Genomic DNA, 26,667 nt, shown 5'->3' on the forward strand with positions numbered 1-26,667 from the left:
ATGGAGGCAGCCGTGCTCGGTTTCCATGCAGTGTGGCAGATACCTTTTTCCCGTGGATATTATCCAATACTTTAATAGTATCAAACCGGTCCGGCAGAGATCATGGCGCGCCCTGAAAAAGAAAAAAACATCAATGAGTACAGCCACCCGTGGGTGGACAGGTATCTTGAGCACCTGCTGATTGAGAAGGGGCTGTCCGAGAACAGCCTGACCGGCTACGCCAACGACCTGGGGTCCCTGCTCGCCTTTCTTGAGGACAAGTCCTTCGCCCTGAAGGATCTGACGGACAAGACCCTGTTCCTCTACCTGACCCATCTGCGGGCGCGCGGCCTGAAGAGCCGCTCACTGGCCCGGCACCTCTCCTCCCTGCGCGGGTTCTTCGCCTTCGCCGTGGGTGAGAAATGGTACAAGGAGGACCCCGGCCAGCTTCTGGAAAACCCCAAGCTGCCGCGCAAGCTGCCGGAATTCCTCAGCCGCGAGGAAATTTCCCGCGTCCTCGCCCTGCCCGACACCTCCACCCCGCTCGGCATGCGCGACAAGGTCATGCTGGAGCTGCTCTACGCGGCGGGGCTGCGGGTGTCCGAGCTCATCGGCATGAAGGTCCTGGACTACGACCCGCAGGTGGGCATGCTCAAGGTCTTCGGCAAAGGGTCCAAGGACCGGCTCATTCCTATCCATTACACGGCTCAGGATTATCTCAACCGTTACCTGGAGTTCACCCGCCCCGGCTTCAAGCCGCGCGAGGACTTCATGTTCCTGAACCGTTCGGGCAAGGGGCTGACCCGCCAGGGCGTGTGGAAACTAATCAAGAAATACGCCGAGGCCGCCGGCATAAAGCGGTCCATCTCGCCGCACACTTTCCGCCACTCCTTCGCCACCCACCTGCTGGAGGGTGGCGCGGACCTGCGCACCGTTCAGATACTGCTGGGACACGCGGACATCAGCGCCACCGAAATCTATACCCACGTCGAGGCCAACCGGCTCAAGACCCTGCACCGGAAATTCCATCCGCGATCAACCATGTGATCATCGCAACAACGCAGAATACAAAATGAAAAATAAGCAGGAAAAGATACATGCCCCGACCGTGATCACGGCGCACGCCAACGCGGATTTCGACGCCCTGGGGGCCATGGTCGCGGCCAGCAAGCTCTATCCCGAGGCCGTGCTCATCTTCCCGGGCAGCCAGGAGTCCAGCCTGCGCAACTTCTTCATCGAGAGCACCACTTATCTCTTTAATTTCAAGGCCTTCAAGGACATAGATCCCGGGTCCGTGGAACTGCTGGTGGTCGTGGACACCCGCCAGCGCTCGCGCATTCCCCATGTCCGGCCCGTGCTGGACAACGAGGGGCTGCGCATCCATCTCTACGACCACCACCCTGACAGCGAAGAGGACCTGCCCGCCGAAAAGAGCGTGGTCCGGGACTGGGGCTCCACCACGACTATCATCGTGCACGAGATCAGGGAGCGCGGCCTGACCCTGAACATCGAAGAGGCCACCCTGCTCGGTATAGGCATCTACGAGGACACCGGCTCCTTCGGCTTCAACACCACTACGCCACACGACTTCGAGGCCGCGGGCTGGCTCAAGTCCCAGGGCATGGACATCGAGGTCATCACCGAACTTCTGTCCCACGAGTTGTCCGCCGAGCAGGTCACCTATCTCGGTGAATTGTTCAAGAATGCCAAGACATACGACATCCACGGCGTGGACGTGGTCATCACCGAGATGTCCACGGACAAGTTCGTGCCCGACTTCGCCCTGCTGGTCCACAAACTCATGGACATGGAGAAGATCAAAGTTGTCTTCGCCCTGGGCCGCATGGCCGACCGTATCCATCTGGTGGCCCGGTCCAGGAACCCGGACGTCAACGTGGGCCGCATCTGCGCGTCCCTGGGCGGCGGCGGGCACGACGCGGCGGCCTCGGCCACGGTCAAGGACCGCACCCTGGCCGAAGTGCGCGACGACCTGTTCGCCCTGTTCTACTCCCAGATCAATCCGCAGATCGTGGTCGACTCCCTCATGTCCCGGCCGCCGGTGGTCATTGAGGGCGATAAGGCCATGGCCGACGCCCTGGAGCTGATGAGCCGCTACGGGCTCAAGGATGTGCCCGTGGTGGAAAAGGACAGCATGCGATGCATCGGCATCATCGGCCAGCAGATCGCGGACAAGGCCGTCTCCCATCACCTAGGCGGCGTGGCCCTGAGCGAATACATGACCCGGACGTTCGAGACCGTGGAGTCCAAGACAGATCTCTATCGGGTCATGGAGATCATTCTGAACAACCGCCAGCGCATGCTGCCCGTGGTCGAGAGCGGCGAGCTCATCGGGGTCATCACCCGCACGGACCTCATGAACATGCTTATCGAGGAGCCGGCGCGCATTCCCGACTCCCTGATGCCGGACCACCGCAGGGAGCGGAACATCGCCGCCCAGGTCAGGAACCGGCTGCCCCAGCGCATGCTCGACCTGCTCAAGGAGGCGGGCGAACTGGGCGCGGAGATAGGCTGGGAGGTCTATGCGGTGGGCGGTTTCGTGCGCGACATCCTGCTCGGGCGGCCCAACCTCGATCTGGACCTGGTGGTCGAGGGCGACGGCATCGCCTTTGCCAAGCGGTTCGCGGACCGGCTCGGCGGGCGGGTCAAGGCGCACTCCAAGTTCAAGACCGCCGTGGTCATCCTGGACGACGGCCAGCGGGTGGACGTGGCCACGGCCCGGCTTGAATACTACGAATATCCCGCCGCCCTGCCCACGGTGGAGCTATCTTCCATTAAAATGGACCTGTACCGCCGCGACTTCACGGTCAACGCCCTGGCCCTGCGCATCAATCCCGGCCGCTACGGTCAGCTGGTGGACTTTTTCGGGGCCGAGCGGGACATCCGCAACCGGACCATCCGCGTGCTCCATTCCCTGAGCTTCGTTGAGGACCCCACCCGTATCCTGCGGGCCATCCGCTTCGAGCGGCGCTTCGATTTCCAGATCGGCGGCCAGACCATGCGGCTGATCAAAAACGCGCTCAACCTCAAGCTGTTCAGCAAGCTCTCCGGGCCCCGGGTCATGCACGAGCTGCAGTTGATCATGGACGAGGAGGACCCCCTGGCCTGCCTGCTGCGCATGCAGGAACTGGGCATCATGGAGGCCATCCATCCCCTGCTTTCCCTGGATAAGGAGCGCATCCAGATCCTGACCGAGCTGGTCAAGGTCCACAACTGGTACAAGCTCCTCTACCTGGACCCGGAGGTGGTCCCGTGGAAGCTCTACATTCTGGGCATGACTGCGGGCATCAAGCGGGACAAGATCAGCCAGGTGACCCGGCGTCTTCATTTTACCCAGAAGGAGGAGCGGGACTTCTTCCACCTGCGGGACATGATCGGCGAGGCGCTGATGAAGCTCATGGGCTGGAAGGAAGGGCGTTCGCGCCTGAGCCGGTTGTACAGGATTCTCCATCCCATCCCGGTGGAGGGCATCCTGTTTCTTATGGCGCGCAGCCGAAAGGAGTACATCAGGAGAAATATTTCACAGTATCTCGCACGGTTGCAATATATTCAGATCGAGGTCAACGGTAAGGACCTCAAGAACATCGGCATCGAGCCCGGGCCCATCTACACGGCCATCCTGGACAGGCTGATGACCGCCAAGATCGACGGCCGCGCCGAAACCCGGCACGAGCAATTGAATCTGGCGAAAAAATTGAATAAGGAATTGTCGGCGAGCTTCGAGGGAGAGAACGGAGACTAGACGCTTTCCCCTCTTGCCCTCGGCTGGCAAGCCGTGTAGAAAATCAAGATGTTGGTTAGTGTGCGCGGCCATCCCGGCATTGGGCCGGGAGACTGCGACCGTCGTGAATCGAAAACGGAAGTGGATCATGGATGTTTTGTGGGCGCCCTGGCGTCTTGAATATATTCTCGGACCCAAGCCCGAGGAATGCGTCTTCTGCATTCCCGAGCACACGGACGAGGACGAGGAGCGGTGCATCCTCGCCCGTGGCGAGCATTGCTTTGTGGTCATGAACAAGTTCCCGTACAACAACGGGCACCTCATGGTCACCCCCTACCGTCACGTGAGCAACCTGACGGACCTGACTCTGGAAGAGTCCAACGACTGCATGTTATGGTTAAGGCGGAGCGTCCAGGTGCTGGAAGACGCCTTCACCCCCCACGGAATCAACATGGGACTCAATCTGGGCGAGGCGGCCGGTTCCGGCATCGCCCAGCACATGCATTTTCAGATTGTTCCCCGTTGGAACGGGGACGCTTCGTTTATGGCCGTCTTCGGCGAGACCACGGTCATCCCCGAACACCTGTCCTCAACCTACAGCCGCCTCAAGCCGCTGTTTGATGCAATCACCGCTTAAGGAGAACCGCATGCGTTTTATCAAGGTCCTGTTTCTGTTAGCACTTTTCGTCTTTTCCATCTTTTTCTTCAGCCAGAACAACGATGTCCTGCTGCAGGAACTGACGCTGATCCTCGATATTCCCTATGTGGCCACCCTGCACTCCATTCCCCTGCCCTTCGGCTTTTTGATCCTGCTCGCCTTTGTGGCCGGCTCGCTGCTGACCCTGATCTATTTCGCGGTGGACAAGTTCCGCGGCGCCTCCAAGCTCAAGGAATGCCGCACCCGCATGGCCAGCCTGGAGCAGGAGCTCAACTCCCTGCGCAACATGCCCATCAGCGAGGAGCCCTCCTACGCCTCCGCCAGCGAGACCAAGGAAGAGGACAGCCTCTAGGCAACGTCATGGGCTGGAACCTCTTCAACCGCAAGAAGGCGCAAAGCGCCCTCCTGGACCGGGTCCGCTTGTCGGGCAGCGGCGAATCTCCGCCGGTGCAGGACACCCGCGCGGCCATCGAGGAGCTCAGCAAGGTCGTCCAGAACGACCCCGAAGCGGTTGAAATCTACCTCGCGCTCGGCAGCCTGTACCGTTCACAGGGCGAGATCGAGCGCGCCATCCAGATCAGAAACAGCCTTATCGTCAGGCCGGGCCTGGACCGGGAGTTCAAGGCCCGCGCCTGGTTCGAACTGGGCCGTGATTTCCGGCGCGCCGGGTTCCTGGACCGCGCGGAAAAGGCCTTCCACGAGGCCCGCTCCCTGGGGCAGGACCCCATCTCCATCCATAGGGAGATGGCCCGGCTCACGGCCGAGCGCGGCGACTACGAAAAGGCCGCCGAGTCCTACGGCCAGCTCGATCTGCCCCTGCCCCAGGCCCACTTCCTGGTCCGCCTGGCCAAGGACCGTTTCACCGAGGGCAATGTCTCCCAGGGCAACCGCGCCCTGCGCCACGCCATCCGGGCCTATCCTGGCTCCGTGGAGGCGTGGCTTGAGCAGATGACCCAGGCCTACAAGGCGGGCAACGCGGGCAAGATCGGCGACGTCCTGGCCCAGGCCCTGGAACACCTGGCCCCCGAGCTGCGCTTCGTCCTGTTCGAAGGACTGCTGCTGGCCCTCGATCAGGCGGAAAAGGCCCGGGTCAACTCCTTCGGCGAGGAGACCGAGTGGTCCAAGGCGTGTCCGGACGAGAAGGTCGTCGAGGTGGTGGTGCCCATCATCGAGACCCAGGAGCCGGACGTCCTGCTGCTCTACTACGGGGCCATGCTCCTGCTGCGGGTCGAGGACACGGACAACGCCCGGTCCTGGTTCGAAAAGGCGCTCATGCTCAACGCCGATTTCTGGCAGGCCCGGTTGGAACTCTTCGATCTTTCCAGGGTCGACCAGACCCTGACGCCCTTCTTCAAGGAACAGCTTTCCTTTTTCCTCGGCCGGGCCCGTCGGGTCCGGCGATTCTTCTGCCGCCACTGCGGCCTGAAGCGCGACCAGATATTCTTCAACTGCCCGCGCTGCCACAGCTGGCATTCCATTGCCTTTCGAACCGACATCACCGAATAAAGACACCGCATCAAAGATCTCGTGGCACAAAGAAAACTGACTCCCATGCTCGAGCAGTACCTCCGTTTCAAGGAGGAGAATCCGGGCTGCCTTCTGTTCTTCCGCATGGGCGACTTCTACGAACTGTTTTTCGAGGACGCGGAGACCGTGTCCAGGGCGGTCCAGATCGCCCTGACCAGCCGCAATCCCAACGATGAGAACCCCATCCCCATGTGCGGCATGCCCCACCACTCGGTGGAGCCGTACCTGAGCCAGCTGCTCGACAAGGGATACAAAATCGCCATCTGCGATCAGATCGAAGATCCCAAGGAAGCCAAGGGGTTGGTCAAGCGCGACGTGACCCGCGTGCTCACGCCCGGCACCGTGGTCGAGGACTCCAACCTCAAGTCCAAGGCCAACAACTATCTGGGCGCGTTCTACTGGGACAGCGCCAAGGACGCGGGCGGCATCGCCTGGCTGGACTTCTCCACGGGCCAGTGGTCCGGGCTGTACAGCCGCAAGGAGCCGGAGCTGTGGCAGTGGATGGTCAAGATCAACCCGAGCGAACTGCTCCTGCCCCAGGGCGTCAAGGTCCCGCCCCAGTTCGGCGACCTGTCGGGCCAAGTCACGGGCGTGGCCCCCGGCACCTTCTTCGACCTGGCCGGGGCGCGCAACCGCATCCTGGAAGCCCAGCACGCGGTCGACCTGGACAGCCTCGGCCTGGCGGGCAAGAACGAGCTGGTCCGGGCGTGCGGTGCCCTGCTCACCTACCTGGACCAGACCCAGAAGGGCGAGTTCGGGCACCTGGGCGAGTTCAAGCCGCTCAACCTCGGCAAGCACCTCCTGCTGGACGAAGTCACCGAGCGCAATCTCGAAATTTTCCGGCGGCTTGACGGCAGGGCCGGGCTCGGCACCCTGTGGCAGGTCATGGACCGGACCATGACGCCCATGGGAGGCCGCCTGCTGGAGGCCCGTCTGCGCCAGCCGTGGCGCAACCTCGCGCCCATCGAGAAGACCCAGGAGTGCGTGGCATTTCTGTTCGAGCGCGACCGGTTGCGCGCCGACATCCGCCACGGCCTGGACTCGGTCTACGACCTGGAGCGGCTCTCCACCCGCATCTTCCTGGGCCGGGCCAATCCCAAAGATTTCATCGCCCTGCGCCGCAGCCTGTCCCAGCTTCCCCTGCTCCACACCCTGCTTAGCGGGGAGAACCTGGAGGCGGCCCCGGAACTCAAGCGCATAGCGGGCAAGTGGGACGCCATGGACGACCTGTGCTCCCTGCTCGACGCGGCTCTGGTGGACAGCCCCCCGCCCGTGATCACGGACGGCGGCCTGTTCCGCAAGGGGTACGACCCGGTGCTCGACGAACTCATCGAGCTCAACGAGCACGGCGAGGACCGGCTCAAGGCGCTGCACCAGGCAGAGTTGGCCAAGAACGACATCCCCAAGCTGAAGCTCGGCTTCAACAAGGTTTTCGGCTACTATTTCGAGGTCTCCAAGGCCTACAAGGGCCAGGTCCCGGAACACTTCATCCGCCGCCAGACCCTGGTCAACAGCGAGCGCTACATCACCCCGGAGCTCAAGGAGATGGAGGATCGGATCATCTCCGCATCCGAAGAGCGCAAGAGCCTGGAATACAAACTCTTCCAGGAGCTGCGCGAGTGCCTGGCCAAGGCCCGCGCCCGGTTCCTGTTCATGGCCGACGTGGTCGCCTCCCTGGACTACTGGCAGGGGCTGGCCGAGGCCGCCCGGGTCAACGAGTGGACCCGCCCCGCCCTGCACGAGGGGCTCGACATCGAGATCGAACAGGGACGCCATCCGGTGGTCGAGGCGGCCATGGGCGCGTCCAATTACATCCCCGGCGACCTGCGCATGGACGAGAGCCGCCGCATCCTGCTCATCACCGGCCCGAACATGGCCGGTAAGTCCACAGTGCTGCGCCAGGTGGCGATCATGACCATCATGGCCCAGATCGGCTCCTTCGTTCCGGCCACCAGCGCGCGCATCGGGCTGGCGGACCGCGTCTTTTCCCGCGTGGGGGCCTCGGACAATCTGGCCCAGGGCCACTCCACCTTCATGGTCGAGATGACCGAGACCGCGCGCATCCTCCGGCAGGCCACCAAACGGAGCCTGGTCATTCTGGACGAGATCGGGCGCGGCACCAGCACCTACGACGGCCTGTCCCTGGCCTGGGCCGTGGTCGAGGAACTGTCCACCCGGGCGGGCGGCTCGGTGCGCACCCTTTTCGCCACCCACTACCACGAACTGACCAGCCTGGAAGGCAAGATCGAGGGGCTGCGCAATCTGAACATCGCGGTCAAGGAGTGGAAAGGGGATATCGTGTTTTTACGCAGGCTTGTGCCCGGCCCGGCCGACCGCAGCTACGGCATCGAAGTGGCCAAGCTGGCCGGGGTGCCCCGGCCCGTGGTCGAGCGCGCCCGGGAAATCCTTGCGGAACTCGAAGAAAAATCGCAGGATAGCCAGGCTGGCGGGGCCGTGGACCGGGCGTCACAGACCCTGCTGCCCGGCTTTGGCGCGCCGCCCATCAAGGTGGACCGCGAGCTGTGCGAACACCCGATCATCACCCAGCTCACGGACCTGGACGTGGACGGCATGACCCCCATCCAGGCGCTGATGCTGCTCAATCAGTGGAAAGACATGATCAAGGACTGACCCATGCGTAAATCCGTAGCCGTCACCACCCTGCTCCTCTTCGCCTTGGCCGTGCTGGCTGGGTGCGCCCTGGGCCGCAAGCAGTGGCCCGAGGCCTCCAAGAGCGAGGACCGGTTCACCCTGAAGCTCATGGACGGCGAACGCATCGACGACTGCCTGGTCCTGCAGGTGGCCGTGTCCGGCGCGGTGGAACGTCTGTGGCGCGCCAGCGTGCTTTACGAACCCGTGGGCGACGAAGAGGGCCAGGGCTGCATCGGCTGCCCGTTCGTGCCTCGCGAGGCGAAGCATTTCACCCGCGAACAGGAAGGATTCGATCTGCAGGGCAATGTCCTGAGGCTGAGTATCTGCGGGCTCGAGCCCGGCGTGGAATACCGGTTCCGGGTGTCCGGCAAGAGCGAGATCCCGACCATGGCCATGCAGTACACCGACGTGTACATGGCCGAGCCGTGAGCCGGGCGTTCCGTTTTATATTACAAAAGTATTGGATGATATCGTTTCATAAGGCGTATTGATCCCCATACATCTTTATCAGGAGATCGAATCATATGCATCATTTCGAACATCGGGACGGCGTGCTGTTTGCCGAAGAGGTGAGCGTCACGGATCTGGCCAAGCAGTACGGCACCCCGCTCTATATCTACTCCGCAGCGACCTTCAAGCGCCATTTCAAGGCCTTTGATTCCGCCTTTGACGAACTGGACCACCTGACCTGCTTCTCGGTCAAGGCCAACTCCAACCTGTCCGTGCTCAAGATGCTGGCCCGGGAAGGCGCTGGCATGGACATCGTGTCCGGCGGCGAGCTCTATCGCGCCCTGCAGGCCGGGGTGGACGCCAGCCGTATCGTCTATTCCGGCGTGGGCAAACGCGACTCCGAGATCCGAGACGCCCTGGAGGCCCGCATTCTCATGTTCAACGTGGAATCCCTGGCCGAACTGGAGCGGATCAACCAGGTGGCCGGGGAAATGAACACCACCGCGCGCGTCAGCTTCCGCATCAACCCGGACGTGGACCCGCAGACCCATCCGTACATCTCCACCGGCATGCAGAAGAACAAGTTCGGCCTGGACATCGACCTGTCCATGGAGGCCTACAAGCGGGCCGCCGAGCTCGAAAACATCGAGCCCGTGGGCATGGACTGCCACATCGGCTCCCAGCTGACCTCCCTGGACCCGTTCCTGGAGGCCCTGGACAAGCTGCTGGCCTTCCACGCCCGGCTCAAGGATCTCGGCATCGAGATCAAGTACCTCGACCTGGGCGGCGGCCTGGGCATCCCCTACAACGAGGAGGAGCCGCCCCACCCCGCCGAGTTCGGCAAGGCGCTCAGCGACAAGCTCAAGGGGCTGCAGCTCAAGGTCATCCTGGAACCGGGCCGGGTCATCGCGGGCAACGCGGGCATCCTGGTCACCGAGGTGGTCTACACCAAGTCCAACCCGACCAAGAATTTCCTGATCGTGGACGCGGCCATGAACGACCTGATCCGCCCCAGCCTGTACGGCTCCTACCACCGCATCGAGGAGGTGGAGCAAAAGGGCCGCGATCCCAAGGTCTATGACGTGGTCGGCCCCATCTGCGAGTCCGGCGACTTCCTGGCCCGCGACCGCGAGCTGCCTGCGGTGGAACAGGGCGAGTGTCTGGTCTGCTACTCGGCCGGGGCCTACGGCTTCACCATGTCGTCCAACTACAACTCCAGGCCGCGCGCCTGCGAGCTCATCGTGGACGGCGACAAGGTCATTGTCGCCCGCAGACGAGAGACGTATGATGACCTCATAATGAACGAACTCTAGCTCAATCGGCCGGGGGTTCGCCCCCGGCCTTTTTTTCGGATCCGACCATGCCGCGACTGAACACCTTTTTTCTGCCCCCGGACCAGTGGCCCGCCCGCGCGGGCGATATGGTCCGTCTGAGCGGGCCCGAGGCCCGGCACATGGGCACCATCCTGCGCACCGAAAAGTCGCAGACGGTCCGGCTCTTCGACGGCCAAGGCCGCGACGGGCTGTTCACGGTGCGCGACATCGCCAAAAACCGGGCCGATCTCGAGGCCGTGGAACTGGCCGAGCACCCTGCTCCCAAGGGCGGCCTGACCCTGGCCATCGGCTGGGGCAAGTCCAAACGGCGTGACTATCTTCTGGAAAAAGTCGTTGAACTCCAGGGTAATGGCGTGATCTTCTGGCAGGCCGCACGCAGCCAGGGCGGGCTGCCCGACGATCCCAAGGCGACATGGAACGAGAAGTTCGTCCAGTCGGCCAAGCAGTGCGGGGCCGTGCGGCTGCCCGAACTCGATACCGTGTCCGGCGGCGTGGACGGGCTCCTGTCCATGGCCGGGGATTTCGACCATTGCTACCTGGCCTGGGAGGCCGAGGAGGCCACCACGCCCCTGTCGCCCGGCATGCTTTCCAAAGGGCGCACTCTTGTAGTAATCGGACCGGAAGGCGGCTTCGACCCGTCCGAGGCGGACAAGCTGATCAAGGCCGGATTCGGCCCGGTGACGCTCGGATCCTCGATCCTGCGCTGGGAGACCGCCGCCGTGTATTGCTTGAGCCTCGCCATGTTCGGCGCACAGGATAAGTCATGAAGCTGGAAATAGAAGAAAGCCAACCACTTGCCGACAGGATTCGTCCGGCAACCATGGACGATTTTGTGGGCCAGAGCCACATCCGCAACCGGATCGACGCCTTTGCCCAGTCCAAGCGCATGCCCAGCCTCCTGCTCTTCGGCCCGCCCGGATGCGGCAAGTCCACCCTGGCCCTGCTCCTGGCCCAGCTGACGGGCAAGAAATACCTGCGGGTCAGCGCGCCCGAGGCAGGGCTGACCGCCTTGCGCAAGATGCTGCCCGGACAGGAAATTCTTATCCTCGACGAGTTGCACCGTTTCTCCAAGGCCCAGCAGGACTTCTTTCTTCCCATCCTGGAGAGTGGCGAGATCACCTTGCTGGCCACCACCACCGAGAACCCCTCTTTCAGCGTCACCAGGCAGCTGCTCTCCCGGCTGCACGTCCTGCGCCTGCGCCAGCTCAGCCGCGAGGAGCTGATGGGCGTGTCCCACCGTGGGGCCCAGGAACTGGGCGTGGAACTCGAGGAGGAGAGCCACAAGATGCTCGCGGCCATGGCCGGTGGCGATGCGCGCACCTTGCTGAATTTGCTTGAATATACGGCGGAATTGCCCAAGGAAAGGCGCTGCCCCGAGTGTCTGCGGGAGTCCCTGCCCGAGATCGTGGTCCGGGGCGACCGTGACGGCGACTCGCACTACGAACTGGTCTCGGCCATGATCAAGTCCATCCGTGGCTCGGACCCGGACGCCGCCCTGTATTACCTGGCCTGTCTTTTGGAGAGCGGCGAGGACCCGCGGTTCGTCACCCGGCGGCTGATCATCTCGGCCACCGAGGACGTGGGACTGGGCGACCCGTTCGCCTTGAACCAGGCCGTGGCATGCCACCAGGCGGTGGAAGCCATCGGCATGCCCGAAGGGCTCATCCCCATGGCCCAGACCGCCGTGTATCTGGCCCTGGCTCCCAAGAGCAATTCCACCTACGCCGCCTACCGTACCGCCCAGAAAGAGGTCCGGGAGAACGGGCCCCTGGCCGTACCCCTGCACCTGCGCAACGCCACCAGCTCCCTGCAGCGGGAATGGGGCTACGGGCGCGGCTACCTCTACCCGCACAACTTCCCCAAGGGATGGGCGGACCAGGACTACCTGCCGAGCGAACTACTGGGCCGCAAGTTCTACCACCCCAAGGATCAGGGCGAGGAGCCCAGACTCGGGGCATGGCTGCGACAGTTCAAAAAGCAGCGATAATTTCCACAATGAAAAAGCCTGGTTGAAAACTCAACCAGGCTTTTTCTTCATGAACCGCTTTAAACTTTTTCAGGACTGTTTTTTGTACAGTTTCCGCCACTCGTCCAGGAAGAGGATGGCCGTATCCAGGTCGTCCAGCCTGCCCTGCTGCTGGCGGACCGCCCAGACCAGGTCTTCGAAGGCCACGTCCTCGGGCAGTCCCAGCCGGGCCAGGAGCGCGCGGATGTCCGCCTGCAATTCGGGCGGAAAGTCCTGGCCGAAGACCGGGGATCCGGCCCGCTGTTTGGGCCAATCCGGAATCCGCTCGGCCGTGAATTCGAGCAGGGTGCGCATGCGCTGCGCATAGGTATGGTCCTTGAGGGCCCGCGTCCGCGCCCGCTCGGCATAGGCCTGGCACTCTTCGGGTCGTGAGGAAAAATATTCAATTTTATCGATGAGCTCTTCAATGGACGAGAAGGTCGCCAACTCGTCTTCAGCGAACGCCTCGTCCATGAGGGTGCGTTTGTCCACCAGCTGGAACGCGCCGCAGGCGGCCAACTCGAAAGTGCGCGGGTTGACGAAGTCGCCGAAGGTGACCAGCTCGTCGGCCTGGATGGACGAATGGAGGTTCAGGTTGATGGCGGTGGCGTTGAAGATCTTCACGCATTCCTCGGGGGTTACGCGCGCGCCCTTGAGTTGGAGCAGCGGTTCGAGCACGTGGTCGCCATCCCACTCCGTGCCCCAGACCTTGAAGTCGAAATTGATCAGTTCGTGAAACGCCTTGCGCCGGTTGGGGTAGCCCGCGCCCATGAACGAGACCTCGGAGCCGAACTTGCGGCGCTCCACCGGGCCCAGCTCCATAGGTCGGTGGAAATCCGGCTGGGCGGCCAGGGGCAGGTACAGGGCGTTTTCCTGGCCTATGGCCGCAAGATCTTCGAAGAACTTGCCTTTCTGGATCACGGCAAAGACGTCGTACAGGGGCGCAAAGGACTTCCAGTAGGTGAACAGGTCGTGGTCTTCCACGAACCACATGGCCGTGGCCACCCCGTCTCGCCGAAGCCGTTTCAGGGCCTGCGGGTTGAGCGGGGCCTGGGCCATGGCCAGAACCAGGTCCGGCTCGAAGGTCTCGACCTTGGCCAGTACGGCCTGGCTGACCACGTTCAGGAAGGAATTCTGCAAGTAATCCAAACGGTCCGTTGTCACCTTGAGGTCGTTCATGGCGGTGTAGGCCGGGTAGAAATCCGGGGCCTCGAAGACCTCGGCCAGGTGCCCTTCCTGCTTCAAGGCCGAGGCCACGTACCGGCCGATGGGCAGGGAGCCGCCGTAGAGCGGCAGAACGACGAGAATACGCAACGTTTCCATAAGGTTATTCCTGTGCCCCTGCGGGCTTTTCAGCTGTCATCCAGTCCTTTTCCCGGTAGAGCTGCTGGGCGAAGGCGTGTTCCAGCCGGTCGAAGCGCGGCTCCGCCCCGGTCAGGTGGTGGAGAAGAAAATCGCGCAGCACGGCCCGCCTGGGCGCGTCCGCGTCGGTTCCGGCAAAGGGGGCGTAGGTTTGGCCCAGTCCGTCGAACCCGGAATGCAGGGCCAGAATCCCGTCCGGCGCGTGTTCGGCCTTACCCGTGACCAGGAAGCGGCGGAATCCGGGGGCCGCGAACCCGTTCAGGCATCTGACGTTTTCCCGGCAAGGCGCGCTCTCCAGGCACGGCAGACAGTCGGTCACCCCCTGGTAGACCGTATGCCCGAGCCCATACGGGCCGGTCTCGAAGCACCAGGCAGAGGACAGGAAAAAGGCGGCCACCGGCGTGCCCAGGTGGGCGGCCAGATGCATGGTCCCGGTGTCCGGGGTGATCAGCAGGTCCAGCCCGCCGACGATGTCCACGAGCTGGCTCCAGTCCGTCTTCCCGGCCAGATTCCCGGTCACGGATTGCAGGTTCGCGGGCAGATCCTTGGTCACGGCCTGCCCTGCCGCGCGTTCCGCCTTTCCGCCCAGGAGGACGATGCGCCCGGTCTTGCGCGAACCGGCCATGGCGGCCGTGATCTGCGCGAGCAGCGGCGCGGGCAGGGAGCGGCGGGACTCGCGCCCGGCCAGGACCACGCCGATGCCGCCGCCCTTGGGCGTGGCCTCGGGGTTGACCATGGGGGCGGGCAGCATGTCCGGACAGTACGCGCCCCAGAAATCCACCAGGTTCATGCCCAACCGGCGGAAGCCGGACCAGCGCATGGCCATGGCGGGCCACCGGCCGGTGATCTCCTGGCCGTTATGCCAGGCGTACCCTTCCACCTTTTGCGGATCGAACAGGGCGGCTAGGCGGAAGTTCAGGCCCGAGAAATTGAGGTTGTAGACGGTCTCGAAGTCCGTGGCCGCCAGCTCGGCGAACACCCGGCGGTTGTCCAGGAGCATCCTGAGCGAGGCCTCGCCGTCGCTCAATCCTGTGGCGTGGGCCGTGATCGGGTGCAGGACGGCGCCGGGATAGACCAGCCGGGCCAGGGGAGCCAGGGAAGCGTCCAGGCACAGGTGGACCGTGGCCTCGGGGCGTGCCGCAAGGGTCGCAAGCAGACGCTTGGTCTGGATCAGGTCACCGAACCGGGCGAGTTGTATGACGAGGTAATTCTTCATGTTGTATCGCGCGCGTCAAAACACTAGCCTAATTCCTGTGATTCTTGCAAGAACCGGGCAATTTCCCATTTTACATGATAGCGCGCATTGGTTATCAAGACGCATGCGATATTACCCCATCTTCGTGAACCTGGAAAACAAGGGCTGCCTGGTGGTCGGCGCGGGCGAGGTCGGCAAGCGCAAGATCCAGTCCCTGATCGATTCCGGGGCTGGTCACGTGACCATCATCGACACCCGCGAGCCGGGATCGGAGTTCGATTCGGTCACGGCCCTGCCCAACGTGGATTTCCATTGCCGCGAGTTCGCGGACGCGGACCTGGACGGCAAGTTCCTGGTTATCGCCTGCACCTCCTCCGAGGAGGTCAACTGGCGCATCAGCAATCTGTGCCGCGACAGGGGCATTCTGTGCAACATCGTGGACCAGCCCGAGAAGTGCAGCTTCATCGTCCCTGCGACGGTGAAGCGCGGGGATTTGACGGTGGCCATTTCCACTGCGGGCCGCAGCCCGGCCATGGCCAAGCGCATCCGTAAGGAATTGCAGGAGAGTTTTGGCGACGAGTACGCCAACCTGCTGACCGCCATGGGCCGCATCCGGCCGCTCATGCTCTCTCTGGGGCTGACCACGGCCGACAACACGGCGGTCTTCCGCTCCCTGGTCAATTCCACACTGCTCGACGCCATGAAGGGTCACGACCTTGACGCGGCCACGGAAATTCTTAAAGAATCGTTGCCCGACCCGTTGCACGACAACATCCCGGAGTTGCTTGATGGGCTTGTTTGAATCGCTCCATATCGTGATCATCGCGCTCTACGCGCTCGGCACAGTGCTGTTCCTGACCTCCCTGTTCACGGAGAACGACAGGCTCAAGCGCATCGCCATCTGGCTGGCCGTCCTCGGCTTTTCCTTCAATACCGTGGACCTGGCGCTGACCCTGAGCCGTGATCCGGCCGCCTTGAGCGGCGGCAATTTCTATTTCAACATCATCGGCTGGTGTGCGCTGGCCCTGTATTTCTTCCTCTGGTGGCGACTGCGCCTCGAATACCTGGCCATCACCGCCCTGCCGTTCGCCCTGCTGCTGTTCATCGCCTCCCTGGCCCTGGGCGGCATCCGGGTGGTCTGGCCGCCCAGGCTGACCGCCCTGTTCTTCGGACTGCACATCGGCTCCCTGGTGCTCACCCTCGGCGCGTTGATGATGGCCTTTGGCGCGGGCGTGGCCTTTCTCTATTACAACCACAAACTCAAGACCAAGGAAGGGCTGTCGGCCATGGGGAACGCGGTCCCCTCGCTGGACAAGTTCGACACCGTCAACCGCTGGGCCGTGCTGATCGGGTTTCCGCTCTACACCCTGGGCATTTTCTCCACCTTCAGCTGGTATCTGATCGCCCCGTTCAAGCCCTTTGCCTGGGATATCATGAAGATCGGCTCCCTGGCGGTCTGGTTCCTCTACGCATTTCTCTTCCATCAGCGCGTGGTGCTCGGCTGGCGCGGACGCAAGCCGGCCATCCTGGCCATCTGGGTCTTTGCCGGGATGTGCGTCTCTCTCATTCACCACGCCATCACCTTCAGGGCGGCACCATGAACAAGCAGATAATCCTCTTAGGCCTCAACCATCGCACAGCGGGCGTGGAAGTGCGCGAGAAATTCGCCCTGACCGACGTCGAGAATTTCGAACAGGGCCTCATGGCCCACTGTCCCGTGCAGGAATGTATGGCCCTGTCCACCTGCAACCGGGTGGAGATCGTGGCCGTGGTCAGGAAGGGGCCGGTGGCCGAGGCCATGGACGCCGTGATCCAGTACTGGGCCGGGATATGCAACGGATCGGCCGAATTGCTGCTGGAGAACATCTACCAGTACTCGGACCTGGAGGCGGTCAGGCACATCTTCACCGTGGCCTCGTCGCTGGACTCCATGGTCATGGGCGAGCCGCAGATCCTCGGCCAGCTCAAGGACGCCTACCGGTCCGCCGTGGACAAGGGAACGGCCAAGACCATCGTCAATCGGCTGCTGCACAAGTCCTTTTCCGTGGCCAAGCGCATCCGCACCGAGACGGCCATCGCCTCCAGCGCGGTGTCCATCAGTTATGCCGCCGTGGAGCTGGCGCGCAAGATCTTCGGCGATCTCAAGCCCACCAAAGCCATGCTGGTCGGCGCGGGCGAGATGGCCGAACTGGCCGCCATGCACCTGCTGCGCAACGGGGTCAGGGAGATCATCATCGCCAACCGTACCCTGTCCCGGGCCAAAACCCTGGCCGCGACCCTGGGCGGCGAGCCCATCCAGATCGAGACCATGCCGGACCGGCTGCACGAGGTGGACATCGTCATCTCCTCCACCGGCTCCCCGGTGTCCGTGATCAAGGCCAAGGACGTCAAGGCCGTGCTGCGCAAGCGCAAGAACAAGCCCATGTTCTTCATCGACATCGCGGTGCCGCGCGACATCGACCCGGACGTCAATACCCTGGACAACGTCTACCTCTACGACATCGACGACCTCAAGGAAGTGGTGGACGAGAACATGGCCCAGCGCCAGGAAGAGGCGGGCAAGGCCCGCGCCGTGGTGGATCTCGAGACCGAGACATTCGGCAACTGGCTCAACTCGCTGAACATCCAGCCCACCATCGTGGATCTGGTCGGCAATTCAGAGGAAGTGGCCATGCGCGAGCTGGCCAAGACGCTCAAGAAGATCGGCCCGGTGGACGACACGACCCGCAACGCCCTGGAGCGGCTGGTCCTGTCCATCGCCCACAAGTCCCTGCACGAACCCATCTGTTTCCTGAAGCGCCGCACCCAGGAAGAGGGTTCGGCCGAGCGGTTCATCGACCTGGCCCGGCGCATGTTCAACCTGGACGACGAGTCCGTGCCGGACAACGCCCACCTGGACCGCAAGTCGGCGTCCTGTGCCCCGGAAGACATCGAGCAGTACATCGAAATTTCGAAAAAGGAACAATAATGCGCACCTATCTCGTAGAAGACCTGAGCGACAAGGACTACCAGACCGTCACCAAAGCCTTTGATGAACTCGGTCTGCGCGGCTCCATCGACGGCATCTACTATCTGCCCCTGCCCGAAGGCCTGCTTCAGGGCGAACAGAAGGCGCATCTGGGCGAATGCGGCCCCTACTTCATGGCCCTGGAGGCCGTGGAATCCCCGGACCAGAACAGCCTCCGCCTGGAGCTGCTCGTCCGCGCCCGGAACAAGATCCGCTGTTCCTGCGTGTCCTACGCCGACTCGGCCCAGCGCAAGCACATGATCGAATACCTCGACCAGTTCATCGAGGAGCTGGAAGTCTCCGTGTAGCATGACCAGCGCGCCCGCCGACATCCCGCAGACCCTGCAGGACCTCCTGCCCAAGTGGGCGCATTTCTGCCTGTACGTGGGCCGTTTCGTCGAAGAGGAACTCGCCGTCGACCTGGAAGGACGCCGCGTCCTGGTCGGCCTGTCCGGCGGGGTGGACTCCACCGCCCTGCTCCTGGTCCTGCACTATCTTTCCAAGCGCGTCGGCTTCACGGTCGGCGCGGTCCATCTCGACCATCAACTGCGCCCGGAATCCGCCGGGGACGCCCAATTCGCCCGCTCCTTGTGCGAGAGCCTCGGTATCGGCTGCTCGGTCGAGTCGCGCGACGTAGCCCTGCTGGCCGAGGAACGCGGCGTGGGGCTCGAAGAGGCCGGGCGCGAGGCGCGTTACCGGCTCTACGCCGAGCTGCGCGAATCGGACGGCTACGACTATGTGGCCCTGGGCCACCAGCTGGACGACCTGAGCGAGGACGTGCTCATGCGTCTTATCCGGGGTACGGGCTGGCCTGGCCTCTCCGGCATGCCCGGCTTTGACCCCGAGCGCGCCCTGATCCGCCCCCTGTTGCTCATCCCCAAGTCCACGCTCAGGGCGTTCGTCACCCATGTGGGCGTCGGTTGGCGCGAGGACGCGACCAACGCCGACTCGTCCGTGACCCGCAACCGCGTACGCAACGAGATTCTGCCGCTCATCGAGAAGGAGAACCCGGCCTTCTGGCAGTCCGTGGCCCGGCTGTGGCGCATCGGCCGTGTGGAACAGGATTTCTGGGGCGGCCTCGAATCAGGGGCTTGTGAAAATCTGGATAATGCCCGCCTTAAATCCCTGCACAAGGCCGAACGGCTACACCTGTACAAGGCGTGTCTGGACCGTCTCGGACCGGGCCAGGCATTAGCCGACACTTTGTTCAAGCTGGACGAGGCCTGGCGGGAAAAACGCAATACCGCGGTCTTCCAGTTTCCCGGCGACAAGACCGCCACAATCACCGCGTCGGGCGTGGTTTTCTCCTCCAAGCATTGACTTCCGGGCTGGCCCGGTATAAGAGCATGTGATCTTTTGCACAATGTGTCGGAATGGCCAGTCGGCATTTCGCTTTTTTATCATCAGGAGGAATTATGAATATTCTGATTTTCGGCCCCAACGGCTCCGGTAAAGGCACCCAGGGCGACATCGCCAAGGATAAGTACAAACTGGACCACATCGAGTCCGGCGCCATCTTCCGCAAGCACATCGGCGGCGGCACCGAACTGGGCATGAAGGCCAAGGAGTACATCAACAAGGGCGAACTGGTTCCTGATGATATCACCATTCCCATGGTCCTGGACGTGCTCTCCAACTCCAAGAGCGGCTGGCTCCTGGACGGTTTCCCCCGCTCCCTGGTTCAGGGCGAAAAGCTCTGGGAAGCCCTGCAGAAGGACGGCGTGAAGCTGGACTACGTCATCGAGATCAAGCTGCCCCGCGAGATCGCCAAAGGCCGTATCATGGGCCGTCGTCTGTGTGAAAACAACCCGAACCACCCCAACAACGTCGGCATCCCGGCCATCGCCCCCGACGGCGACAAGTGCCGCGTCTGCGGTGGCGCCCTGACCGCCCGCCAGGACGACCAGGACGAAGGCGCCATCGACGTCCGCCACAACATCTACTACGATGAAGAGACCGGCACCATGGCCGCCTGCAACTACTTCAAGAATCTCAAGGATGCCGACTTCAAGTACATCGAACTCGACGGCGAAAAGTCCATCAACGAGATCAAGGAATACCTCATCAGCCAGCTCGACTAGCCGCTGATTGATCGCCTATAAAAAGCCCCTTCAGCTTGCTGGAGGGGCTTTTTTGTTGCCCCCGCCCCCCTCTTTCCCTTCACTTTCTGTATGCGCGTTCGCGCGTGTGGTGCGTGAAGACAGAGTGTGCTTCTGTGATAATAAACCAGTACCAACGCCCTACCCCGCGAAGCGGCCACAATAAGTTTTGGAGATTCTTAAGAACCTTTTCCAAAAGGTTCTTAAGCCGTCGGAGACGCCCGCCGACGAGGCGCAAAAAAGGGAGCGGCCTTTGGCCGCTCCCTTTTTTTATAGCATATGACGAGCCGGTTAGGCTTCGGCTTCCGTCTCCCGGACTTCGCTGGGGCCGAATCCGTAGAGGATGGGGCTGGCCACGAAGATGGAGGAGTACGTACCCACGGTGATGCCGATGAGCAGCGCCAGGGCGAAGTCGTGGATGACCGAGCCGCCCATGACGTACAGGCAGAGCACGACCAGGAGCGTGGTGCCCGAGGTCAGGATGGTGCGCGACAGGGTCTGGTTCACCGACAGGTTGATGATCTTGCCGAAGGACAGCTTGCCCTGCTTGGCGAGCGTGTTCTCGCGGATGCGGTCGAATACGATGATGGTATCGTTGAGCGAGTAACCGACGATGGTCAGCAGCGCCGCGATGATGGTCAGGTCGAACTCCTTGTTCATGATGGAGAACAGGCCGACCGTGATCATCACGTCGTGTATCAGGGCCACCACCGCGCCCAGGGCGTAGTTCAGCTTGAGGTACCAGCACAGGCCCAGGGTGATGACCAGGGCGGCCAGGATGAGCCAGGCCATGTCCAGGCCGAGCAGGCCTATGCCGTAGACGCCGCCGGCCAGGGCCGCCGCCATGACCGCGGCCGCGGTCCAGCGCTGCTCGAACCGGCCGGAGATGTACACGGCGATGAGCAGGACCGCGTAGAACAGGGCCTCAAGGGCCTGGGAACGGAGGTCCGCGCCGACCTTGGGGCCGACCATTTCGAGGCGTTGGATCTCGAAGCCCGCCTTGAGGTTGTCGGTCAGGGCCTGGTTGATCTTGGTCCGGACCTCTTCGGACGTGATGCTCGAGGAGGAGGTGCGGATCAGGTACTCGTGGTCGCCTTCCAGGCCGAGGGTCTGAACGACCAGGCCGGGCAGCTTGAGTTCATCGACCGCGTCCTTGACGTCGCCCACGCCGATGGCCTTGTCGATCTTCACCTGGACGATCATGCCGCCCGCGAAGTCGATGCCGTACTTGGGGCCGCCCTTGAGAGCCAGGGAGCCGAGACCGGCCAGGATGAGGACCGCCGAGATGATGAAGGCGATCTTCCTGATGCCGATGAAGTCGAGATTGGTATCGGGTTTGATTATTTGAAGTCCCATTATCGTTCCCCTAGATGCTCAGCTTCGCGTTGTCGGCGCGGTGTTTCAGGTACATATCGAACAGGATGCGCGACACGAAGATGGCCGTGAACATGGAGGTGATGATGCCGAGCGTCAGCGTGACGGCAAAACCGCGGATCGGGCCCGTACCGAACTGGTACAGGATGATGGCCGCGATGACCGTGGTCACGTTGGCGTCGAGGATGGTCAGGGTGGCCCTGCCGTATCCCTCTTCCACCGCCTGCCTGGAGGACAGGCCGCGCCGGAGTTCCTCGCGGATGCGTTCGTAGATGATGACGTTGGCGTCCACCGCCATACCGATGGTCAGGATGATACCCGCGATGCCCGGCAGGGTCAGGGTCGCGCCGAACGCGGCCAGGCCGCCCATGATGAGCATGATGTTCAGGACGAGCACGATGTCCGCGACCACGCCGCCGAAACCGTAGTAGATGACCATGAAGGCGAGGACCGCGGCCATGCCCACCATGGCGGACAAGATGCCGTTGTTGATGGATTCCTGGCCCAGGGACGGGCCCACGGCGCGCTGTTCGAGGATGGTCACGGGCGCGGGCAGGGAGCCGGCGCGGAGCACGACCGCCAGGTCGCGGGCCTCTTCACGGGTGAAGTTGCCGGTGATGGAGGCCTTGCCGCCGGAGATGCGCTCGCGGATGACCGGCGCGGAATAAACCTCGCCGTCTAGGACGATGGCCATGCGCTTGTTGACGTTGTCCGTGGTCAGGTCGGTGAAGATCTTGGCGCCGCGCGCGTTGAAGGTCAGCGAGACGTAGGCGTTGTTCCACTGATCCAGGCGGACCTGGGCGTCGGACACGTACTCACCGGTCAGGACAGCGTCCTTCTTGAGGACGATGGGCGACTTGGTGTAGCTGCCGTTGGGCTGGCGGTGCAGGAGCTCGGAGAGCTCGCGGCCCGGGGCCAGGATGCCCTGCTGCGCCTTTTTCACATCGGCCGCGTCGTCGACCATCTTGAATTCGAGGTGCGCGGTCTGCCCGATGATGTTGATGGCCCGCTCGGGGTCCTTCAGGCCGGGCAGCTGGACCTGGATGCGGTTGCCCTGCTCCTTGCGGATGTCCGGCTCGGCCACGCCGAACTGGTCGATCCTGTTGCGCATGGTCTTGATGGCCTGATCCATGGTCAGCTTTTCGATCTCGGCGCGATACTTGGCCGGAACGGACAGGACATACTTGACCTTGTCGCCGTCGAGCGGTGTGCTCTGTTCGATGGCGAACGGCGTATAATCCTTGATCACGCTCTCGAAGGCGTCCTTCTGTTCGGCCTTGATGAGCGTGACTTCGATTTCGGTTTCATTCAGGACGGTCGGGCGCAGGACGTAGACTTCCTGCTCGCGGGCGGACGCCTTGAGGTCGTCGCCGAGGCGGGCCAGGTTGTTGTCCATGGCCGTTTTCATGTCCACGCCGAGGGTCAGGTGGATGCCGCCCTTGAGGTCGAGGCCGAGGTTGATCCCGTTGCCCGGCAGAATCTTGCCGAGGGCGGAGTCCTTGACCCCGGGCAGGGACGGGAGCATGAAGGCCAGCCCCACGAATACGATCAAGAGAGCGAGGATGGCTCTCAAACGCAAACTTTGCATGAAATCTCCCTGTAATACAAACTGGTTGCTGCCTTCCTGAGGGTTCCGCCGACAAACGCAAGCGCGGACCGGGCCACGTTATGCGTGTGGTCCGATCCGCACGGAAGTCTCAGGTACGGGTGCAAGAACCTACTTCTTCTTTTTGTCCGTCGCGGGAGCGGCGCCGCCGTTCTTGTCGGCAACGAAACCGCGCTTGATGACGACGTCGACGCCCTTGGCGATCTCGATGGTTAGGTTGTCGCCATCGATGTCGGTGATGGTTCCGAGGATGCCGCCGTTGGTCCAGACCTTGTCGCCCTTGCGCAGGTCATCCAGCATGGCCTTGTGGGCCTTCTGCTTTTTCTGCTGGGGGCGGATGAGCAGGAAGTAGAAGATGGCGAACATCAGGATCAGCATGGGCAGCGGGCCGCCCAGGATGCCGCCGAGGCCGCCCGCCTCGCCGCCCCCGCCGCCAACAGGTGCGCCCAGGGCGTAGGCTACAGAATCGAAGAACATAGGTTCCTCCAAAAGAGTTAGTGGTGTATCTTCCCCGCCGTTTAGCAAGGGACGTATAGGTTACCGTACGGCCTGTGCGAAAACGGACGAATTTTCACGAAGTTCTCGCTTAAAATTGCCTTGCTGTCCAGCTTCAATTCCTTGGCGTATTCGTTGACCAACCCTTCGATGACCTCGAGGTCGTCGGAGTCCACGGGGGTGGCCGTCAGCCCGGGACCGAGCTGGTCTTCGGGAACGGAACCGCGGACGTAGATCACGCCGCCGTGCATGCCCGTTCCGAGACTCCGTCCCGCAATGGGCGCATCAGGCTTATCAGAAAACATACCCAAGAGCAAAATAATTCCACCGGCCATATACTCGCCGAGGAAGTCTCCGGCCTTGCCGCCGACCACGATCTTGGGCTGGTGCTCCAGGTACGCCTTCATGTGGATGCCGACGCGATAGCCCACGTCGCCCTTGATGAAGATCTCGCCGCCGCGCATGGCGTAGCCGATGACGTCGCCGGCCAGACCCTCGATGATGATCCGGCCGTTGTCCATGGTGTTGCCCACGCCGTCCTGGGCGTTGTTGTGCACGCGCACCTTGGGGCCGCGCATGAACGCGCCCAGGTCCTGTCCGGGGACGCCGTAGATATCGAAGTTCAGGTCGCCGTCGAGCGCGGTGGCCAGATAGCGCTGGCCGTTGCACTCCTTGATGATGAAATCGGTCACGCCGTCCGCGACCAGGGCGCGGATTTCCTCGTTGAACTGCTTGTAGTACGTCCGCCCTGCCCACAGGGTCTTCTGCTTTCTCTTGGCTGTCATCTAATCCTCCAGGTCCACGATGACGGGTTCGCCCGCCTTGGGCATCCAGACGCGGTCCAGTTCGGGACAGACGTCGCGCACGGCCGACTCCTCGCTCGACATGAAGACCATGTCGTCCTTTTCGGCCACCAGGAGGGGCCGCAGCTTGATGCGGTCGTTGAGGCCCATGAGCCGGGTGTTGTCCGTCACCAGGATGGCGAACGGGCCGTTGAGCATGGCCGGTCCGTAGGTGGCGCGCAAGGCGGTGTAGAGCTGCTTGTCGTCCTCGTCCATGCGCTCGATCTCGTCCCAGAAAGGCGGGGCGAAGACCTTGGCGGCCATCTCCCAGGACAGGCCGTGCTTGCGGATGAGCATGTCCAGCTCGTAGGCCACGACCTCGGTGTCGGTCATCATGGTGCAGAGGTAGTCGTGTTCGCACAGGTAGCGGCGGTTGATGCCGTAGGAGGATATCTCGCCGTTGTGCACGATGGACCAGTTCAGGATGGTGAACGGGTGCGCCCCGCCCCACCAGCCCGGAGTATTGGTCGGGAACCGGTTGTGGCCGGTCCAGATGTACGCCTTGTACTCCTCCAGGCGGAAGAAATCGGCGATGTCCTCGGGGAAACCCACGCCCTTGAAGGCGCCCATGTTCTTGCCCGAGGAGACCACGAAGGCCCCGCCCACAGTGGTGTTCAGCTTCATGACCACGGCCACCACGTAGTCCTCTTCCGGCAGTTCACGGAACTCGTTGGCCGGTTTTTCGGGCACGGTCACAAAGTAGCGGTTGAACTTGGGCGGATTGGGAATGGCCAGGGTCCGGCGGGTGGGGATGGGCTCGTAGAAGTGCAGGTCGAAGTATTGCTTGAGCATCTCTTCCGAGCCCTTGATGGCCGCGTCGTCGTCGCACATCATGTGGAAGCAGTACTTCTCGGCGTGCTCGGGGTAGATGCCGTAGGCAGCGAAGCCGCCGCCCAGGCCGTTGCCCCGGTCGTGCATGCAGGTCATGGCCTGGATGGGCATGTCCCCCGGAATCAGGCCCCGCTTCTTGTTGATCACGCCGAATATCCCGCAGCCGGAGATATCCTTCTGGAAATCATAATATCTTTCAGGTGCTTTCATGGCATTGTCCTTTAGTCGGGTTCGACGACGCCGGGGTTCCAGGTTTCCTTGAAGAACTCGTCCGGCCACATGAGCACGTCGGGCGCACCGGCCAGGATCTGTTTCTTGGCGTCCTCGGGAACGGCCATCTGGAACTTGACGAAGGCGGTGTACATGCCCGCCATGTCGATGTCGCCCACCAGCACGTAACCGACCAGCCGGTCGTTGTGGAAGACGAGCTTGCGGTAGCTTTTCTTCTTCTCGTCCAGGTACACGGCAATGTCGTAGGTCTCGTCGCCCTCGGGCGGGTTGACCGTACCCACTGAGATGGTCGGCAGCCCGTAGAAGGAAATGGAGTTCATGGACAGGGAGCCGGTGAAGGGAACGTCCTCGCCGGTCATGTTCTTGCCCGCGCAGAAGCCCTGATTGTAGGCGTTGGTCCAGATGGGGATGACCCGGTCGTCGCCGAACAGCAGGTCCTTGGCCTGGGCCACGTCGCCCGCCGCGAACACGTCCGGCGCGCTGGTGCGCATGTGGTCGTCCACCTTGATGCCCCGGTCCACCGCGATCCCGGCCTCCTTGGCCAGGTTGTAGTTGGGGACCACGCCGATGGCGATGACCACCACGTCGCACTGCAGAAAGTCGCCGTCGGTCAGGTGCACGCCCTTGAGGTTGCCGTCGTGGTCGCGCTGGATCTCCTTGGCGGACACCCCGCAGCGCACGTTCAGGCCGACCTCGGCCAGGCGGGTGCCGGCCAGGGCGGCCGCGTTTTCGTCAAAGGCCAGGCTCAGGATGCGCGGCGAAAGTTCCAGGATGGTCACGTCCACGCCCCGGTCGAACAGGGATTCGCCGGCCTTGAGGCCGATGAGTCCGCCGCCGATGACCACCGCCCTCTTTATTTCCTTGGCCTTGGAGATGAGCGTGTGGGCGTGGGCCAGGTTGGTGAAATTGTACACGTCCGCCCCGTCGGAGCCCGGAATGGGCGGGGTGAACGGGATGCCGCCGGTGGCGATGAGCAGGTTCTCGAACTCGACGCTCTCGCCCTTGTCCGTGGTCACGGTTCTGGCCTTGGCGTCGATGCCGGTGACCTTGGTGCCGAGCATCAGGGAGACGTTGCTCTTTTCGTAGAACTCCCGGGGCCGCAGGGCCAGCCGGTCCGGGCCGATCTTGCCCGCCAGCAGGTAGGAGATGAGCGGACGGCCGTAGGCCGGGGCGTCTTCGGCCCCGATGACCAGGATCTCGTTTTCGGTATCGACCTTGCGGATGCCCTCGATGGCGCCGATGGAGGCGATGCCGTTGCCGATGATGACGTATTTCATGGTC

General features: G+C 62.8%; 24 protein-coding genes. 16 read left to right on the forward strand and 8 right to left on the reverse strand.

Translation table 11 applies throughout. The features are described from left to right. Nucleotides 1–102: 102 nt before the first annotated feature. From xerD to ACR42D_RS09120, 10 genes are all read left to right on the forward strand, one after another. Nucleotides 103–1,026, forward strand: coding sequence for a site-specific tyrosine recombinase XerD (gene xerD / locus ACR42D_RS09075; protein WP_484566490.1), 924 nt, complete (start codon nt 103–105; stop codon nt 1,024–1,026). Nucleotides 1,027–1,051: 25 nt separating this feature from the next. Continuing rightward, complete coding sequence (locus ACR42D_RS09080) at nt 1,052–3,739, forward strand: CBS domain-containing protein (RefSeq protein ID WP_484566491.1); 2,688 nt, start codon at nt 1,052–1,054, stop codon at nt 3,737–3,739. Between the two features lie 127 nt (nt 3,740–3,866). Next, a complete protein-coding gene (locus ACR42D_RS09085) occupies nt 3,867–4,355 on the forward strand; it encodes an HIT family protein (RefSeq protein WP_484566492.1) in 489 nt (162 codons plus the stop codon). Nucleotides 4,356–4,365: 10 nt separating this feature from the next. Beyond that, a complete protein-coding gene (locus tag ACR42D_RS09090) occupies nt 4,366–4,728 on the forward strand; it encodes a LapA family protein (RefSeq protein WP_484566493.1) in 363 nt (120 codons plus the stop codon). Nucleotides 4,729–4,736: 8 nt separating this feature from the next. Then, the gene (locus ACR42D_RS09095; protein WP_484566494.1) at nt 4,737–5,882 is read left to right on the forward strand and encodes a tetratricopeptide repeat protein; all 1,146 of its coding nucleotides are present in this window, start codon (nt 4,737–4,739) and stop codon (nt 5,880–5,882) included. A 45-nt stretch (nt 5,883–5,927) separates the two neighbouring features. Then, nucleotides 5,928–8,534, forward strand: a complete 2,607-nt coding sequence (gene mutS / locus ACR42D_RS09100; RefSeq protein WP_484566495.1) for a DNA mismatch repair protein MutS — start codon at nt 5,928–5,930, stop codon at nt 8,532–8,534. Between the two features lie 3 nt (nt 8,535–8,537). Beyond that, nucleotides 8,538–8,984, forward strand: coding sequence for a hypothetical protein (locus ACR42D_RS09105; protein ID WP_484566496.1), 447 nt, complete (start codon nt 8,538–8,540; stop codon nt 8,982–8,984). Nucleotides 8,985–9,079: 95 nt separating this feature from the next. Further along, complete coding sequence (gene lysA, locus ACR42D_RS09110) at nt 9,080–10,318, forward strand: diaminopimelate decarboxylase (protein WP_484566497.1); 1,239 nt, start codon at nt 9,080–9,082, stop codon at nt 10,316–10,318. Nucleotides 10,319–10,365: 47 nt separating this feature from the next. Beyond that, a complete protein-coding gene (locus tag ACR42D_RS09115; RefSeq protein ID WP_484566498.1) occupies nt 10,366–11,106 on the forward strand; it encodes an RsmE family RNA methyltransferase in 741 nt (246 codons plus the stop codon). Further along, nucleotides 11,103–12,326, forward strand: coding sequence for a replication-associated recombination protein A (locus ACR42D_RS09120; RefSeq protein ID WP_484566499.1), 1,224 nt, complete (start codon nt 11,103–11,105; stop codon nt 12,324–12,326). Before ACR42D_RS09115 ends, ACR42D_RS09120 begins: the two co-directional genes overlap by 4 nt. A 69-nt stretch (nt 12,327–12,395) precedes the next feature. Here the strand turns inward: ACR42D_RS09120 and ACR42D_RS09125 are convergent, their stop codons facing one another. Continuing rightward, on the reverse strand, nt 12,396–13,667 hold the full coding sequence (locus tag ACR42D_RS09125) for a CgeB family protein (protein ID WP_484566500.1): 1,272 nt from the start codon (nt 13,665–13,667) through the stop codon (nt 12,396–12,398). 4 nt (nt 13,668–13,671) lie between these two features. Further along, on the reverse strand, nt 13,672–14,922 hold the full coding sequence (locus ACR42D_RS09130; RefSeq protein ID WP_484566501.1) for a glycosyltransferase family 9 protein: 1,251 nt from the start codon (nt 14,920–14,922) through the stop codon (nt 13,672–13,674). 103 nt (nt 14,923–15,025) lie between these two features. Here ACR42D_RS09130 and ACR42D_RS09135 point away from each other — a divergent pair, with 103 nt between their 5' ends. The 6 genes from ACR42D_RS09135 to ACR42D_RS09160 all read left to right on the forward strand — a co-directional run bounded on the left by ACR42D_RS09135 (nt 15,026) and on the right by ACR42D_RS09160 (nt 19,989). After that, nucleotides 15,026–15,703 carry a precorrin-2 dehydrogenase/sirohydrochlorin ferrochelatase family protein gene (locus ACR42D_RS09135; protein WP_484566502.1) on the forward strand — a complete coding sequence of 226 codons (678 nt, stop codon included), beginning with the start codon at nt 15,026–15,028 and terminating at the stop codon, nt 15,701–15,703. Next, entirely contained in the window at nt 15,690–16,502 is an 813-nt protein-coding gene (locus ACR42D_RS09140) for a cytochrome C assembly family protein (protein WP_484566503.1), read from the forward strand. The genes ACR42D_RS09135 and ACR42D_RS09140 overlap by 14 nt, the downstream gene beginning before the upstream one ends. After that, nucleotides 16,499–17,869 carry a glutamyl-tRNA reductase gene (hemA, locus tag ACR42D_RS09145; protein ID WP_484566504.1) on the forward strand — a complete coding sequence of 457 codons (1,371 nt, stop codon included), beginning with the start codon at nt 16,499–16,501 and terminating at the stop codon, nt 17,867–17,869. Before ACR42D_RS09140 ends, hemA begins: the two co-directional genes overlap by 4 nt. Then, nucleotides 17,869–18,216, forward strand: a complete 348-nt coding sequence (locus ACR42D_RS09150) for a hypothetical protein (RefSeq protein WP_484566505.1) — start codon at nt 17,869–17,871, stop codon at nt 18,214–18,216. Before hemA ends, ACR42D_RS09150 begins: the two co-directional genes overlap by 1 nt. Before the next feature lies 1 nt (nt 18,217). Next, nucleotides 18,218–19,228, forward strand: a complete 1,011-nt coding sequence (tilS, locus tag ACR42D_RS09155; protein WP_484566506.1) for a tRNA lysidine(34) synthetase TilS — start codon at nt 18,218–18,220, stop codon at nt 19,226–19,228. 95 nt (nt 19,229–19,323) lie between these two features. Then, entirely contained in the window at nt 19,324–19,989 is a 666-nt protein-coding gene (locus ACR42D_RS09160) for an adenylate kinase (protein WP_484566507.1), read from the forward strand. 309 nt (nt 19,990–20,298) lie between these two features. On the opposite strand, the gene secF is transcribed toward ACR42D_RS09160, so the two are convergent. The 6 genes from secF to ACR42D_RS09190 all read right to left on the reverse strand — a co-directional run bounded on the left by secF (nt 20,299) and on the right by ACR42D_RS09190 (nt 26,663). Further along, complete coding sequence (secF, locus tag ACR42D_RS09165; protein ID WP_484566508.1) at nt 20,299–21,363, reverse strand: protein translocase subunit SecF; 1,065 nt, start codon at nt 21,361–21,363, stop codon at nt 20,299–20,301. A gap of 10 nt (nt 21,364–21,373) precedes the next feature. Beyond that, nucleotides 21,374–22,969: a protein translocase subunit SecD gene (secD, locus tag ACR42D_RS09170; RefSeq protein WP_484566509.1), complete on the reverse strand. Its 1,596-nt coding sequence runs from the start codon at nt 22,967–22,969 to the stop codon at nt 21,374–21,376. Between the two features lie 129 nt (nt 22,970–23,098). Then, nucleotides 23,099–23,464: a preprotein translocase subunit YajC gene (gene yajC, locus ACR42D_RS09175; protein ID WP_484566510.1), complete on the reverse strand. Its 366-nt coding sequence runs from the start codon at nt 23,462–23,464 to the stop codon at nt 23,099–23,101. A 41-nt stretch (nt 23,465–23,505) separates the two neighbouring features. Continuing rightward, nucleotides 23,506–24,267: a GltB/FmdC/FwdC-like GXGXG domain-containing protein gene (locus ACR42D_RS09180; RefSeq protein WP_484566511.1), complete on the reverse strand. Its 762-nt coding sequence runs from the start codon at nt 24,265–24,267 to the stop codon at nt 23,506–23,508. Then, nucleotides 24,268–25,365: a class II glutamine amidotransferase gene (locus ACR42D_RS09185; RefSeq protein ID WP_484566512.1), complete on the reverse strand. Its 1,098-nt coding sequence runs from the start codon at nt 25,363–25,365 to the stop codon at nt 24,268–24,270. Nucleotides 25,366–25,376: 11 nt separating this feature from the next. Further along, nucleotides 25,377–26,663 carry an NAD(P)/FAD-dependent oxidoreductase gene (locus ACR42D_RS09190; protein ID WP_484566513.1) on the reverse strand — a complete coding sequence of 429 codons (1,287 nt, stop codon included), beginning with the start codon at nt 26,661–26,663 and terminating at the stop codon, nt 25,377–25,379. Nucleotides 26,664–26,667 lie beyond the last annotated feature (4 nt).

Origin of the sequence: Pseudodesulfovibrio sp. lm2024, assembly GCF_051175575.1 — a bacterium.
Lineage (GTDB): Bacteria > Desulfobacterota > Desulfovibrionia > Desulfovibrionales > Desulfovibrionaceae > Pseudodesulfovibrio > Pseudodesulfovibrio caledoniensis.

Bases quoted from the DNA above. Each gene is read 5' to 3' on its own strand.
- xerD (WP_484566490.1), top strand. From the start codon at position 103: ATGGCGCGCCCTGAAAAAGAAAAAAACATCAATGAGTACAGCCACCCG.
- ACR42D_RS09080 (WP_484566491.1), top strand. From the start codon at position 1,052: ATGAAAAATAAGCAGGAAAAGATACATGCCCCGACCGTGATCACGGCG.
- ACR42D_RS09085 (WP_484566492.1), top strand. From the start codon at position 3,867: ATGGATGTTTTGTGGGCGCCCTGGCGTCTTGAATATATTCTCGGACCC.
- ACR42D_RS09090 (WP_484566493.1), top strand. From the start codon at position 4,366: ATGCGTTTTATCAAGGTCCTGTTTCTGTTAGCACTTTTCGTCTTTTCC.
- ACR42D_RS09095 (WP_484566494.1), top strand. From the start codon at position 4,737: ATGGGCTGGAACCTCTTCAACCGCAAGAAGGCGCAAAGCGCCCTCCTG.
- mutS (WP_484566495.1), top strand. From the start codon at position 5,928: ATGCTCGAGCAGTACCTCCGTTTCAAGGAGGAGAATCCGGGCTGCCTT.
- ACR42D_RS09105 (WP_484566496.1), top strand. From the start codon at position 8,538: ATGCGTAAATCCGTAGCCGTCACCACCCTGCTCCTCTTCGCCTTGGCC.
- lysA (WP_484566497.1), top strand. From the start codon at position 9,080: ATGCATCATTTCGAACATCGGGACGGCGTGCTGTTTGCCGAAGAGGTG.
- ACR42D_RS09115 (WP_484566498.1), top strand. From the start codon at position 10,366: ATGCCGCGACTGAACACCTTTTTTCTGCCCCCGGACCAGTGGCCCGCC.
- ACR42D_RS09120 (WP_484566499.1), top strand. From the start codon at position 11,103: ATGAAGCTGGAAATAGAAGAAAGCCAACCACTTGCCGACAGGATTCGT.
- ACR42D_RS09125 (WP_484566500.1), bottom strand. From the start codon at position 13,667: ATGGAAACGTTGCGTATTCTCGTCGTTCTGCCGCTCTACGGCGGCTCC.
- ACR42D_RS09130 (WP_484566501.1), bottom strand. From the start codon at position 14,922: ATGAAGAATTACCTCGTCATACAACTCGCCCGGTTCGGTGACCTGATC.
- ACR42D_RS09135 (WP_484566502.1), top strand. From the start codon at position 15,026: ATGCGATATTACCCCATCTTCGTGAACCTGGAAAACAAGGGCTGCCTG.
- ACR42D_RS09140 (WP_484566503.1), top strand. From the start codon at position 15,690: ATGGGCTTGTTTGAATCGCTCCATATCGTGATCATCGCGCTCTACGCG.
- hemA (WP_484566504.1), top strand. From the start codon at position 16,499: ATGAACAAGCAGATAATCCTCTTAGGCCTCAACCATCGCACAGCGGGC.
- ACR42D_RS09150 (WP_484566505.1), top strand. From the start codon at position 17,869: ATGCGCACCTATCTCGTAGAAGACCTGAGCGACAAGGACTACCAGACC.
- tilS (WP_484566506.1), top strand. From the start codon at position 18,218: ATGACCAGCGCGCCCGCCGACATCCCGCAGACCCTGCAGGACCTCCTG.
- ACR42D_RS09160 (WP_484566507.1), top strand. From the start codon at position 19,324: ATGAATATTCTGATTTTCGGCCCCAACGGCTCCGGTAAAGGCACCCAG.
- secF (WP_484566508.1), bottom strand. From the start codon at position 21,363: ATGGGACTTCAAATAATCAAACCCGATACCAATCTCGACTTCATCGGC.
- secD (WP_484566509.1), bottom strand. From the start codon at position 22,969: ATGCAAAGTTTGCGTTTGAGAGCCATCCTCGCTCTCTTGATCGTATTC.
- yajC (WP_484566510.1), bottom strand. From the start codon at position 23,464: ATGTTCTTCGATTCTGTAGCCTACGCCCTGGGCGCACCTGTTGGCGGC.
- ACR42D_RS09180 (WP_484566511.1), bottom strand. From the start codon at position 24,267: ATGACAGCCAAGAGAAAGCAGAAGACCCTGTGGGCAGGGCGGACGTAC.
- ACR42D_RS09185 (WP_484566512.1), bottom strand. From the start codon at position 25,365: ATGAAAGCACCTGAAAGATATTATGATTTCCAGAAGGATATCTCCGGC.
- ACR42D_RS09190 (WP_484566513.1), bottom strand. From the start codon at position 26,663: ATGAAATACGTCATCATCGGCAACGGCATCGCCTCCATCGGCGCCATC.